Origin of the sequence: Exiguobacterium sp. 9-2, from assembly GCF_036287235.1 — a bacterium.
Lineage (GTDB): Bacteria > Bacillota > Bacilli > Exiguobacteriales > Exiguobacteriaceae > Exiguobacterium_A.
Map to the genome: position 1 here is coordinate 2,417,385 of NZ_CP142850.1, position 11,941 is coordinate 2,429,325.

At 47.0% G+C, this 11,941-nt stretch carries 13 protein-coding genes and 1 other RNA gene; 2 read left to right on the forward strand and 12 right to left on the reverse strand.

Translation table 11 applies throughout. From position 1 onward, the window contains the following. The first annotated feature begins 65 nt into the window (after positions 1 to 65). The gene (gene hisJ / locus VJ374_RS12700) at positions 66 to 860 is read left to right on the forward strand and encodes a histidinol-phosphatase HisJ (RefSeq protein WP_329468956.1); all 795 of its coding nucleotides are present in this window, start codon (positions 66 to 68) and stop codon (positions 858 to 860) included. Between the two features lie 39 nt (positions 861 to 899). On the opposite strand, the gene VJ374_RS12705 is transcribed toward hisJ, so the two are convergent. From VJ374_RS12705 to hxlA, 3 genes are all read right to left on the reverse strand, one after another. Next, positions 900 to 1,670 carry a hypothetical protein gene (locus VJ374_RS12705; RefSeq protein WP_329468958.1) on the reverse strand — a complete coding sequence of 257 codons (771 nt, stop codon included), beginning with the start codon at positions 1,668 to 1,670 and terminating at the stop codon, positions 900 to 902. A 190-nt stretch (positions 1,671 to 1,860) separates the two neighbouring features. After that, positions 1,861 to 2,409: a 6-phospho-3-hexuloisomerase gene (hxlB, locus tag VJ374_RS12710; RefSeq protein WP_329468960.1), complete on the reverse strand. Its 549-nt coding sequence runs from the start codon at positions 2,407 to 2,409 to the stop codon at positions 1,861 to 1,863. Then, a complete protein-coding gene (gene hxlA, locus VJ374_RS12715; protein WP_290779000.1) occupies positions 2,410 to 3,045 on the reverse strand; it encodes a 3-hexulose-6-phosphate synthase in 636 nt (211 codons plus the stop codon). A 204-nt stretch (positions 3,046 to 3,249) separates the two neighbouring features. On the opposite strand from hxlA, the gene VJ374_RS12720 reads away from it, so the two are divergent. Continuing rightward, on the forward strand, positions 3,250 to 3,615 hold the full coding sequence (locus VJ374_RS12720) for a transcriptional activator HxlR (protein WP_029342458.1): 366 nt from the start codon (positions 3,250 to 3,252) through the stop codon (positions 3,613 to 3,615). A 55-nt stretch (positions 3,616 to 3,670) separates the two neighbouring features. On the opposite strand, the gene VJ374_RS12725 is transcribed toward VJ374_RS12720, so the two are convergent. The 9 genes from VJ374_RS12725 to rbsC form a co-directional block, all read right to left on the reverse strand. Further along, positions 3,671 to 4,180, reverse strand: a complete 510-nt coding sequence (locus tag VJ374_RS12725; RefSeq protein ID WP_035405931.1) for a GNAT family N-acetyltransferase — start codon at positions 4,178 to 4,180, stop codon at positions 3,671 to 3,673. A gap of 42 nt (positions 4,181 to 4,222) precedes the next feature. Further along, positions 4,223 to 5,143 (reverse strand): restriction endonuclease, encoded by a 921-nt coding sequence (locus VJ374_RS12730; protein ID WP_329468967.1) that lies wholly within the window; start codon positions 5,141 to 5,143, stop codon positions 4,223 to 4,225. A 382-nt stretch (positions 5,144 to 5,525) separates the two neighbouring features. Next, positions 5,526 to 5,884: a transfer-messenger RNA gene (ssrA, locus tag VJ374_RS12735) on the reverse strand. Positions 5,885 to 5,942: 58 nt separating this feature from the next. Then, positions 5,943 to 6,413 carry an SsrA-binding protein SmpB gene (smpB, locus tag VJ374_RS12740; RefSeq protein ID WP_023469198.1) on the reverse strand — a complete coding sequence of 157 codons (471 nt, stop codon included), beginning with the start codon at positions 6,411 to 6,413 and terminating at the stop codon, positions 5,943 to 5,945. A gap of 32 nt (positions 6,414 to 6,445) precedes the next feature. Next, positions 6,446 to 8,800, reverse strand: a complete 2,355-nt coding sequence (gene rnr, locus VJ374_RS12745) for a ribonuclease R (protein WP_329468969.1) — start codon at positions 8,798 to 8,800, stop codon at positions 6,446 to 6,448. Positions 8,801 to 8,814: 14 nt separating this feature from the next. Then, complete coding sequence (locus VJ374_RS12750; protein WP_035409936.1) at positions 8,815 to 9,555, reverse strand: alpha/beta hydrolase; 741 nt, start codon at positions 9,553 to 9,555, stop codon at positions 8,815 to 8,817. A gap of 101 nt (positions 9,556 to 9,656) precedes the next feature. Then, on the reverse strand, positions 9,657 to 9,890 hold the full coding sequence (secG, locus tag VJ374_RS12755; protein ID WP_023469201.1) for a preprotein translocase subunit SecG: 234 nt from the start codon (positions 9,888 to 9,890) through the stop codon (positions 9,657 to 9,659). 137 nt (positions 9,891 to 10,027) lie between these two features. Next, positions 10,028 to 10,945, reverse strand: a complete 918-nt coding sequence (rbsB, locus tag VJ374_RS12760; RefSeq protein ID WP_133207679.1) for a ribose ABC transporter substrate-binding protein RbsB — start codon at positions 10,943 to 10,945, stop codon at positions 10,028 to 10,030. A 27-nt stretch (positions 10,946 to 10,972) separates the two neighbouring features. Beyond that, complete coding sequence (gene rbsC / locus VJ374_RS12765; RefSeq protein WP_052019102.1) at positions 10,973 to 11,941, reverse strand: ribose ABC transporter permease; 969 nt, start codon at positions 11,939 to 11,941, stop codon at positions 10,973 to 10,975.

Below are 11,941 nucleotides of genomic sequence, written 5' to 3' on the forward strand. Positions count from 1 at the left end.
TACCGCGTTTGGGGCACATTGTCAATCGCTTTGCTTGCCAATTCTAAAAAATCGGAGGGTTACTCATGCAATTATTGAAATGGGACGGTCACGTCCACAGTCCATATTGTCCACACGGTACGAAGGATCCACTTGAAGCCTACATCGAGCGTGCCTTAGAGCAAGGCTTAGAACGGATCAGCTTCACGGAACATGCCCCTTTACCTGAAGGTGTGACGGATCCTGCGCCAGATAACGATTCCGGAATGTCGTTCGCGACAGCCGATGCCTACCTGAAGGAATTGACGCAACTCCGCGAGACATACAAGAATCAGATTGATATCCGGATCGGGATGGAGTTCGACTACTGGGAAGGGCATGTCGACGGTACGCGTGACATCATTGCCCGCTACGCTGACGTCTTAACCGACGGCATTCTCTCACTGCATTACTTATACATCGATGAGCAATATTACGGCGTCGACTTCAGCAAGGAAAGCTTCGGTGAGATCGTCACGAAACTCGGAAGCGTCACGGCGGTACACGAACGCTATTATGAAGGCATCCAAGCCCTCGTCATGACGGACCTCGGTGCACACCAGCCGAAGCGCCTCGGTCACTTAACGTTACCGACGAAATTCATCCAAGCCTATCCGCTTGAGTCGAACCCAACGAACCTCGACGACACGTTACGGAAGATCCGTCAGGCGAACTTCACACTCGACGTCAACACAGCAGGACTCCGGAAACCATTATGTGGTCTTTCCTATCCTTACCCGGAACTCTTGCAAGTCACGCAGTCGTTATCGCTTCCGCTCGTCTATGGATCTGATGCCCATCTTGCGAAAGATGTCGGTGCTGATTTTGATTTCAAATGGTAAAACAAAAATCCGGATGCCGTAGCGTCCGGATTTTTTTGTTTAAGAATACGGGAAATCAGCAGAGTCGACAGGAGCAATCGATCGTGCTAATTTTTTTAATTGTTTTAGCGACACGTTACCGGACAGGAGGACGATTTGATTGTCCTCGACGTAGTAGAGGTTCGTTCTCTTTTGTTTCTGCTCGAAATAAGCCGTCTGTCCGTTCGCAAGTGTCGTTTCCTTCCAGTCCTCGCCTTGAACGTCTTGCTTCGGAACAACGGTTAGAAGAATCGTTTGGGACTTCGTGTGGAAGAACCAAACACTATCGTCCCCATTAGGAGTCGAACTACTCATAATCGCTTGGAATGTCGAGAACGGTAAATTCAAGCCGCGAGCAGAACTACTCTTCTTAATGTTTTGAACGTCGTCATATGAGACGCCTCCTAACATCCAGTTCGTCTCTTGCTTGGTATACTCTAGTACAGCAAGACGATCTGCTCCTTTTGGATAATGCAGCGTCACGTAAGCATGATTTCCGACAACGATACTGCTCCAGATATCACCTTCAGTCGGGTGCGCTTTTGTTCCATCTTTAAAGTAAAACGTCACGTGACGACGGAAATCCGCTTCAAACGAATCCTGTTCTGAAAAGTCCTTCGCTTTAATGCGTTGCACGATGGCATCGGGATTATTTACATCTTCAGCAGTATTATCCTCGATCCAGTGTGACCTAAGCTGATTCAAAGGCGGAATTTGGTCCGGTTCTGCACAACCGGTCAAGATACTTGCAGCGAGTAAAGCACTGATTACACCAATCCGTTGAAATCGCATGACAATCTCCTTTTCCTCTTTTTTCCTTTCTTTGAGTATCTCACGTTGCGGGACTAAGTCTTTAAGAAAATTATGAAAAGAAGGAAAGGAGAATTTCTGATTAATACGCATTCATACGCGAAAAATCTACAGACAAAAACAGACTAGCCCCCTTCTATTTGAAGAAAAGAACTAATCTGTTTCGCATGTTTCATTCTAAGTTGGCATGTTTCCCGTACATCGTTTGCGAATCGAGCTGTTTGTCTTCCATGATCTGCAGAATCAATCCATCATAGAACAACAACATCGTCTGTTCGAACAACGAGCCCATCGGTTGAACCGTCTCGTCCGCTGATGCCGTTTGTTCTTTCGGAACTCCAGGCAATTGGACGACCAAGTCGGCTAATCGTGCTAACGTTGACGTCGGACTGATCGTGACAACCGCTACCGTTCCACCAAGTTGCTGTGCTTTCTCGACGATTGGAATCAAGGTTTTCGTCTCACCTGATCCGGAACCGACGATTAACAAGTCACCCTCGCGTAAATTCGCCGTGACCGTCTCGCCGACGACATAAGCATCGAGTCCCATGTGCATCAGCCGCATGACGAACGCTTTCCCCATCAAGCCGGAGCGACCGGCTCCTGCGAGAAAGATTCGGTTCGCTTGAAGCACAGCGTCTGCCAGTTCTTTCGTCTCCGTCTCATCGATCGCTTCGACCGTCGATGTCAGTTCTTTGATAATCGTTTGGATATGTGTCATTTACGCCTCTTGCAGCATCCGGTGCATCGTTGACGCTGTCTTTTGTTTATCATCTTGTCCCGTGATCCCGCCACCGACGATGATCAGATCAGGACGTGCAGCGATGACTTCCGGTAACGTCTCCATCTTGATACCACCCGCAACAGCTGTTTTTGCGTTTGTCACAACCGATTTGATTGTCGCAAGATCCTCGAACGAGTTTTGACCGACTGCTTGGAGATCGTAACCTGTGTGGACACAGATGTAGTCGACGCCTAATGCATCAAGTTCTTTCGCCCGTGTTGCGATATCTTTCACAGCAATCATGTCGACGAGAATCTGTTTGCCTGATTTTTTCGCTTCTTCGACTGCCCCTTTGATCGACATGTCTTCGGCTGCACCAAGAATCGTTACGATATCAGCGCCGTGTGCGACAGCTTGACTGACTTCGTAGCCGGCAGCGTCCATGATCTTCAAGTCAGCGAGGACCGTTAAGTTCGGGAACGCGGCTTTCATTTCTTTGACGGCGCGGAGCCCCTCGTTGATGACGACCGGTGTGCCGATCTCAACGATATCTAAATTGTCTTCCCCGATTTCTTTGACTAAAGCGATCGCACCTGCTGTATCGACTAAATCAATTGCGAGTTGTAATTTCATTTTATATCTCTCCCATTCTTCTCTGTATTGTCGTACCTGACACTTCCTTCAAACGTTCATGAAGGAACAGGACTAAATATAATCCGCGGGAGCATTCTTGAGAAGTACGCACTTTTAATTTACATAGTGCGGTTTTTCATACATAGTGCAGAAAAGTATACTGTCGATTGGAAGAAAGACTATACTAGAACAGGAGGTGGAACAATGCCACATTTTGAAGACCGTCAGTTTAACTGTGAGAAGGAATTGACCCTCTCGATCATCGGGGGAAAATGGAAGATGCTCATTCTTTGGCACTTAGGCAAGGAAGGGACAAAACGCTTCGGGGAACTGAAAAGTCTGATGCCCGGGATCACACAACGGATGCTCGTCAATCAACTGCGGGAACTCGAAGACCACCACATCATTCACCGGGAAGTTTATCCGGTCGTACCACCGAAGGTCGAATACTCGTTGACGCCACACGGCCATAGTTTAATGCCGATTTTAGATGCGATGTATGACTGGGGTAAGGATTATGCGAAAAACGTTCTGGAGATCGACTTCGAACAACAAAAGATATCACCATAAAAAAGATGCTCATGTTCTTGTCTCTTTTCAGAGATAAGTCCATGGAGCATCTTTTTTAGGATTCTTCCACTGTATAAATCTTCGACATCGCCAGTTCATCGACGTATTCGCCATCGATGAAGAGCGATGCGATGCGTGTTCCTTCGATGTTGAAGCCAAACTTATGATAGAGCTCGATTGCCCGCAAGTTGTCCTTGCGAACCGTCAACTCGAGTCGGATGAGTCCCGCTTCAATCGCAAATGCATCAACCGCTTCAAGTAGACCCGCACCAAGCCCACGACCCGTATAGGCATCGAGCAAGCCGATGACGAGGTTCGCCCGGTGACGAATCCGACTCGGCTCACCACCAACGACGAGCACATAACCGACGAGTTGCTCGTCGACATCCACGACAAAGATGTCCGAGTTCGCAGCCTGACCGAACTTCTCGATGAACGCCTCCGCCTGTTCCGTTGACAGGACGCGTTCTTCCGGCTCATACAACATATATTTCGTTTCCCGATCAATGCGTCGCATCAAGTCCGATAATGCCTTTCCGTCCATCAACGTGGCACGTCGTATCATAGGTGTCAGCTCCCATTCATTAAAGTTAAATTATTTTTCAAATCAAAATTTAGTTTTTTTTATTACTTCACCAATTTCATTAAACTCCCATCCTTCGATATCTTTATCGAAAAAAATTTTTTGGAAGCCATCACCGTTGATATATTTTAAAAGTAAAAGGGCTATTTTCTGACCTATATTAATAATATTTTGAGTATTAGTTTTATAACTAAAAAAAGAATATTCAAAACCCTTTATTTCAATAAAATCATCGTTCAAATATATATATTTCTCTTCCTTAAAAATGTGAACTTCTTTAGTTTCTTTATCTTCGACTCTTTCAGCGCTATTTATAATTGGTGAAATTACTTCACTAAATGACATCTTTCTCTCTTTCCTAGCATTATAAAAATATTCATCTGTAGCATCGACTCTTTTCACGGAAGATTCGCCTATATTTTCTTTATTTTTTATTTCTTTTAAATTATTAGTATTTAATAAAAATTTAATTTTAGGAGTAGTTATCATAATATAATCAATTTGTACAATTATTTCTTGAACTTTATTTTCCCAATCTTGATTTTCAAATTCTTTTAAAATAACAAGTTGTATATTTTCATCATTTGCGAAATCTTTAGCCGGTTGGGTATACCCTTTTGTTGTAATAATAATTGATTTATCTGGTTTTATTTGATGAATAACACCATAAAAATTTCTTACAATATCAATACCAATTGTTTCAGAGTAATCCTTACATTCAATAAGAACTCTCCGTTTTGGTCCTTCTTTTTTTTCAATAACTACGTCTATTTGATGTTGTGCGTTTTTGCCCTCACCAGATAGTTTTAAATCATGCAAAACTACATCATTGTTATCTTCGTTAAGAATTTTAAAAATAATAGCAGCTAGTTTTTCATATTTTGTACCATTTTTTAATTTTTCTTCTGTAACATATCGATCATAAATTGTATCCATTTTACTCATTTTAAATACCTCCCTTTTGATTAATACAATATATTTGTGTTTACAAAAAAGCATTCCTACTATATATAAGGTAAGAATGTTTCTTTCAACTTCTTATTTTTTTTATTTGATATATTCATTAAGCTCATCGAATAATTTTTTGTCTAATTTTAACTATATCCTCACACATTTTTTAGTAGCTGTTTGATATTAGTTGGGAGTTATATAATCTAGTAATGAGTCAACAAACAGATTAATCCCATTTTTTGTTATAAATTATTATATCATATCTCTATTCACAGAATTCAAGTTTGAAAAGTGTATATTCAAAGTTTTAATAAATAAAAAAATGTCTAAATCCTATTAGAGGACTTAGACATTTTTGAAATCCTAAGATTTCAGGGTATGGAGACGGTGGGAGTCGAACCCACGTCCGAAGGCATCGTATACTTAAGCTTCTACGTGTGTAGTCAATTTATTGGGATCTCGTCGTCAGGCTGCCAATTGACAGGCGTCCGTCCGACCAGTCTGATTCCATCTCTTCTCTTTCCCTCCAGACGGAAGGGTCCAAGCGTAGCCTGTTTAAAGTGAGACCCTAGAAATCAGCCGACCAGGCGACAGCTGCTAGGATCCGCAGTTGCTATTACGCTGCTGCGAGTTGTGTGTTAGTTTTGCCAGTTATGGCTGGTGCGTTTTAACGAGGCCGACCCCTCGACACGCCACAGAAGACCGAACTACCCCCGTCGAATCCGTAACGTCCCCAAGATATAAAATTGGGGCTTTCCGAATACTAATATTCTAGCAGAAAAGTGTTACGGGTTCAATACTTTTGCTTATCGCGTAGTGCTCGTTCGATATCACGCTTTGCATCCTTCTTTTTCAAGTCGTCGCGTTTATCGAATTTTTTCTTCCCGCGTCCAAGTCCAATCAAGCATTTCGCGTAACCATTCTTGATATAGACCTTCAGCGGAACGATCGTATAACCGTCCCGTGAGACCGCACCGATCAAATTCGCAATCTGTTTCTTGTGCAACAAAAGCTTCCGTGGGCGGAGCTGCTCATGGTTGTATCGGTTCCCCTGTTCGAAGTGAGCGATGTTCGAGTTCCAGAGAATCGCCTCTCCCCCGTCGAACCGGACGAACGCGTCCCCGATGCTGATTTTTCCTTTACGAACCGATTTGATCTCCGTCCCCGTCAAGACGAGACCGGCTTCAATCGTATCCTCGATCGCATAATCGAACGAGGCCCGTTTGTTGTTCGCTAAGACTTTCGAATCTGTTCCCTTTGGCATATTCGTTCACCACATTTCCGATGCGGAAGCGCTTATTTGCGCTTCCGTTTCTTATTCGAGACCGCCTTATGGAACGGCGGCTTATCTTTCTTATTCTTTAACGAGAATCCTTTTCCCTTGCTTTGGTCGCTCTTACCCGACCGTTTCTTGCCACGACGATCGTCTTTCTTCTTGTCGTCGCGTTTGTGTCCCGGACGTCCACCGCTTGAGCGAATCGTCTTCGACTCGAAGCGTTTCTTCGGTTGCCGCTCTGGCATCCCAACGACGCTGAAGTCGATCGTCCGTTCATCGATGTTGACGTTCGTGACCTTGATTTCGACGAAATCACCGATCCGGAACTGTTGCTTCGTCCGCTCACCGATCAGTTGATAGTTCGCTTCATCGTAACGGTAGAAGTCATCCGTCATCGCTTGGATGTGGACGAGTCCCTCGATCGTGTTCGGCAATTCGACGAACATCCCGAAGTTCGTCACGCCACTGACGACACCTTCGAACGTCTCGCCAATGTGTTGCTCCATATACTCGGCTTTCTTCAACGCGTTCGTTTCCCGCTCCGCATCAACGGCGCGACGCTCGCGTTTCGACGAGTGATCAGCGATCTCAGGTAAGATTTCCGAGTAACGGTCTTGCGTCTTCTGTGACTTATCGTTGTAGATGACATATTCACGCAACAGACGGTGAACCATTAAGTCTGGGTAACGACGAATCGGTGACGTGAAGTGCGTGTAGTAGTCCGTCGACAGACCGAAGTGGCCAATCGGTTCGATGTCGTATTTCGCTTGTTGGAGCGAACGGAGCATGACCGTACTGACGACGGCTTCTTCTGGCTCACCTTCAACAGCATTGAGAATCGATTGCAACGTTTTCGGTGCAACTGACTCACCCTTGCGTTCGACGTTGATGCCGAAGTTACCAATGAACTTGAAGAACGTATCGAGACGTTCTGCTTTTGGCTCATCGTGAATCCGGTACATGAACGGTAGTTTTTGACGCTGGATGTGCTCGGCGACCGTTTCGTTCGCTGCGAGCATGAACTCTTCAATCAGCTTCTCAGCGACTGACCGTTCCCGGAGGATGATCTCACTCGTCTTGCCTTCTTCGTTGACGAGGACCTTCGCTTCTGGGAAGTCGAAGTTGATCGCACCACGACGTGAGCGGCGTTCGCGGAGGATTGCTGCGAGTTCCGCCATCTTGTCGAAGTACTCGACGAGATCCTGATACTTTGCGATCACTTCTTCGTCTTCACGTTCGATGATTTTCCGGACGTCCGTATACGTCATCCGTTCCGTCGTCTTGATAACACTCTGGAATATCTCGTGGTTGACGACAGCACCGTTCGCATCGATTTCCATGATACAGCTGAGCGTCAGACGATCGACGTGCGGGTTGAGCGAGCAGATCCCGTTCGATAGACGGTGCGGAATCATCGGGATGACGCGGTCGACGAGATAAACACTCGTTCCGCGCTCACGCGCTTCTTCGTCGAGTGCTGAATCTTCTTTGACGTAATGCGAGACGTCGGCGATGTGGACACCAAGCTCGAAGTTACCGTTCGCTAATTTCTTGACGTGAACCGCATCATCGAGGTCTTTTGCGTCCGCTCCGTCAATCGTCACCGTCAATTCGTTCCGTAGATCAACGCGTCCGACTAAGTCTTTCTCATCGATCTGATCCGGTACAGCATTCGCCTCAGCAATCGCTTCCGGTGAGAAGTCGACGTTGATCCCATGCTTATGGACGATCGATAAGATGTCGACGCCTGGGTCATTCTTGTGACCAATGATTTTCAATACTTTCGCTGTTCCAGCGTAGCGACCGTCTGGATACTTCGTGATCCGGGCGAGGACTTTGTGGCCATCGACGGCACCGAGCGTATCGTCGTTCGCGACGACCGGTAAGAACGTCAGCTTCGTATCATCCGGTTCGATGTAAGCAATCGATTCAATCCGTCCTTTTGGACTGACGAACGTTCCGACGAAATCGGCTGGTCCGCGTGAGAGAATCTTGAGCAGTTTCCCTTCGCGACGATCGCCGCCGTTTGACTCGGCAAACACTTTGACGAGGACACGGTCGCCGTTATAGACGTTCTTCAGTTCCGGTGCCGGTAAGAAGATATCGCCTTCTGAGCCGTCTTCCGGTGAGACGAAACCGAACCCGCGTTGGTGGACGGAAATCTTCCCAGCGACTTGACCGATTTGCGCGAGCGTTCCGTACTTGTTCGAGCGTGTCCGGGCGATCAATGCTTCGTCTTCCATTGCGTTTAGCGTCCGGATCAATTCCTTGAATGCTTCCGTATCCGCTAGTTCTAGTTTTTTCGTTAATTGATCAATCGACAACGGACGTTCTTCCGTCGTGATGACCGTTAGTATTCGTTCACGTAATTCCAACGTGACACCTCCAGTTACTTGCTCCAGTTCAATGACTCCAGGAAGTCCAAGATGTCAGAGTGGAGCTGGTCTTTTTCTTTGTCGAGCGTAATGACGTGACCTGAGTTCTCATACCAGATCAGCTCTTTTTGGAAGGCACTGACTCCATCATGGATGATGTTCGCGGAGTCGGTGTTGATCATGTGATCATTGCGTGCTTGGACGACGAGCGTCGGTGCGTAGACGTCCTCAAGCGAATCGCGTGTCTCGCGCAGCAGTTCCTGTAAGTCCTTCAAGGTCGGCATCGGTTCGAAGGACGCCATCTCTTGGTCGATCTCTTCTTGTGATTTGCCTTCTCGCTTCTTGAATTCTCGTGCGTACTCGGTGACTCCTGCATACATGACTTCTTCACTTTTGATGTAGGCGGGTGCACACATCGGGATGACCGCTTTGACCGGACGGTTCATCGATAACTTCAACGACATGACGCCACCGAGCGACAGTCCACAAACGGCGATTTCGTCATAGCCTTTATCGACGAGTTCCTGATATCCGGCAAGGACATCCTGCCACCAGTCGGCTGGCCCGGTCTTCGTCAGCTCTTCGGGTGGGGCAGCGTGCCCTTTATATTGTGGTGCTAGGGACGTATAGCCTTGTTTTTGCAAGTAGCGACCGAGGATGCGGACATCCGCGCTCGATCCCGTGAATCCGTGTAATAGTAAAACGGCACGTGGGCCGGCTTCGAAAAAGAATGGTTTTGGTAAAGTGATTTTCATAAAATGATTCCCCCTCTAACTCTATACCCCATATCCGGAAAAAATGAATATCGAGAAATACAAAAAACGACAGCGCGATCATACGGCTGTCGTTTCAATGCTCACTTATAAAAAGCGACGAGTAACGCCAAGATGAAGAGTAATGCTCCTAAGATAGACGCCACACGATTTAGGACCGCATCCAAGCCACGAGCTTTTTGGCGACCAAATAATTGTTCTGCTCCACCCGTCAATGCTCCGAGTCCGGTCGTACGACCCGACATCAATAGAACGACGATGATGAGAAGAACGGAAACGACGATGAGGCCGACAAGAGCCACGTTATGAATGATCATCGATGATCCTCCTTCAGTAATATACGCTTCTTTCATTATAGAGAAAAACAAGTACGGGAACAAGGAATAGATTTAGGAACTTTTTCCTGCCTGACGAAAAGAGACACCTGAATCATTGACTCAGGTGTCTTATCTCCTTATTGTTTGATCAATTCGAGATCAACTGGGATGTTCTTCTCGACTTTGTCGCCTTTTAGGTGCTTGATTGCTGTCTCGACACCCATTTTCCCGATCTCAGTCGGTTTTTGAGCGATCGTTCCTGCCATTTTTCCGTCTTTGACGGCTTTGACGGCATCATCCGTTGCATCGAAGCCGATGACTTTGACATCGTTCAGACCCGCTGCTTTTAACGCTTCGACCGCACCGAGAGCCATTTCATCATTGTGAGCGAAGACGGCTTTGATGTCTTTGTTGTTTTGAAGGATGTTCTCCATGACCGACAATCCTTTTGCCCGGTCGAAGTTTGCTGCTTGTTTTGCGACGACGTCAAGTTTACCATCGACTGCTTCATGGAATCCTTTACCACGGTCACGAGTTGCGGATGCTCCTGGAATTCCTTCGAGTTCAACGACTTTCGCTTTATCGCCGACGAGTTCGATCATGAACTCACCTGCTTGTTTCCCACCCGCGACGTTATCTGACGCGATGTGTGCGACGACGTCGCCTGCTTCTGCGTTCCGGTCAACCGTGATGACTGGGATGTTCGCATCGTTAGCTGTTTGGACGGCTGCACCAACTGCTGCTGAATCCGTTGGGTTGATCAAAATGAGATCGACTTTCTTTTGAACCATGTCTTCGATATCGCTTGCTTGTTTTGCCGCATCATCTTGTGCATCGGCGACTTGAAGAGTTGCGCCTTGTGCTTTGGCTTCTTGTTCTGCCCCTTCTTTTAACGAGACGAAGAATGGGTTATTGAGGGTTGAAATCGAAAGACCAATCTTGAAGTCCTTCGTCTTTTTCTTCGTATCACCGTTGCTGCTGCCCGGTTGTTCCGTCGAACAGGCGGCTGCGAAGACCATTAATGCCATCATGACGACTGCAAGTAGTTTTTTCATCTGTAAATCCTCCTTTTTGAGTGTGGGTTACGCTGCTTGTTTCCGGTCCGCGAGTACCGCGAACAAAATGACTAAACCTTTGACGACGAGTTGGAAGAACGAGGAGACACCAAGCAAGTTAAGTCCGTTGTTTAGTGTTCCGATGATCAAGGCACCGATCAAGGTACCGACAATCCAGCCACGACCACCTGAGAGGCTCGTCCCACCAAGGACGACCGCTGCGATGGCGTCGAGTTCGTACGATGTCCCCGCCGTCGGCTGTGCCGAGTTCAGACGAGACGTCAGGATGATTCCGGCAAGTGCCGCCATCAACCCAGAGAGTGAGTAAATCATGATTTTGACTTTATTGACTTGAATCCCCATCAACTTTGCTGCTTCTTCGTTACCACCAATCGCATACGTATAGCGACCGAACGTCGTCTTCTTCAAGATGAAGTAGAGGACCGCGAAGGCAAGCAACATTGTTAAAACCGGTACTGGGAAGATCCAGAAGTAGCCGCGTCCGAACAGTTCGAACCAGCCACCTTGGCTCAGACCAGTGATTGGTTTCCCGTCCGTATAGACGAGCGTCAATCCGCGGAAAATCGTCATCGTCGCAAGTGTTGCGATGAATGGTGCGACTTTCCCGAGCGAGATGACCATCCCGTTTAACGCACCCATGACAGCTCCGACGATTAGACCAGCCAGAACAGCGATCAACGCTGATGTTCCGTCCGTCATCAGACCCGCGACGAAGGCGGACGAGAGGGCGAGAATCGAGCCAACTGATAAATCAATCCCACCTGTCAGAATGACAAACGTCATCCCGAAGGCAATCAAGGCATTGATCGAGACTTGCCGTAAGATGTTAAATAGATTATTCAGTGTTAAAAAGTCCGGTTCCATGATCGAGACGACGAGGACGATCGCGAACAATCCTGCGAGTGGTCCAAGCTTTTGTCCGATCCCAAGACGTCTCGGTTTTGCTTCCGTTACCTTGCCTTGCATCAATTCCAT

Excerpts from the sequence above, each read along its gene's own strand:
- hisJ (WP_329468956.1), top strand. The coding sequence starts at position 66 with ATGCAATTATTGAAATGGGACGGTCACGTCCACAGTCCATATTGTCCA.
- VJ374_RS12705 (WP_329468958.1), bottom strand. The coding sequence starts at position 1,670 with ATGCGATTTCAACGGATTGGTGTAATCAGTGCTTTACTCGCTGCAAGT.
- hxlB (WP_329468960.1), bottom strand. The coding sequence starts at position 2,409 with ATGACACATATCCAAACGATTATCAAAGAACTGACATCGACGGTCGAA.
- hxlA (WP_290779000.1), bottom strand. The coding sequence starts at position 3,045 with ATGAAATTACAACTCGCAATTGATTTAGTCGATACAGCAGGTGCGATC.
- VJ374_RS12720 (WP_029342458.1), top strand. The coding sequence starts at position 3,250 with ATGCCACATTTTGAAGACCGTCAGTTTAACTGTGAGAAGGAATTGACC.
- VJ374_RS12725 (WP_035405931.1), bottom strand. The coding sequence starts at position 4,180 with ATGATACGACGTGCCACGTTGATGGACGGAAAGGCATTATCGGACTTG.
- VJ374_RS12730 (WP_329468967.1), bottom strand. The coding sequence starts at position 5,143 with ATGAGTAAAATGGATACAATTTATGATCGATATGTTACAGAAGAAAAA.
- smpB (WP_023469198.1), bottom strand. The coding sequence starts at position 6,413 with ATGCCAAAGGGAACAGATTCGAAAGTCTTAGCGAACAACAAACGGGCC.
- VJ374_RS12750 (WP_035409936.1), bottom strand. The coding sequence starts at position 9,555 with ATGAAAATCACTTTACCAAAACCATTCTTTTTCGAAGCCGGCCCACGT.
- secG (WP_023469201.1), bottom strand. The coding sequence starts at position 9,890 with ATGATCATTCATAACGTGGCTCTTGTCGGCCTCATCGTCGTTTCCGTT.
- rbsB (WP_133207679.1), bottom strand. The coding sequence starts at position 10,945 with ATGAAAAAACTACTTGCAGTCGTCATGATGGCATTAATGGTCTTCGCA.
- rbsC (WP_052019102.1), bottom strand. The coding sequence starts at position 11,941 with ATGGAATTGATGCAAGGCAAGGTAACGGAAGCAAAACCGAGACGTCTT.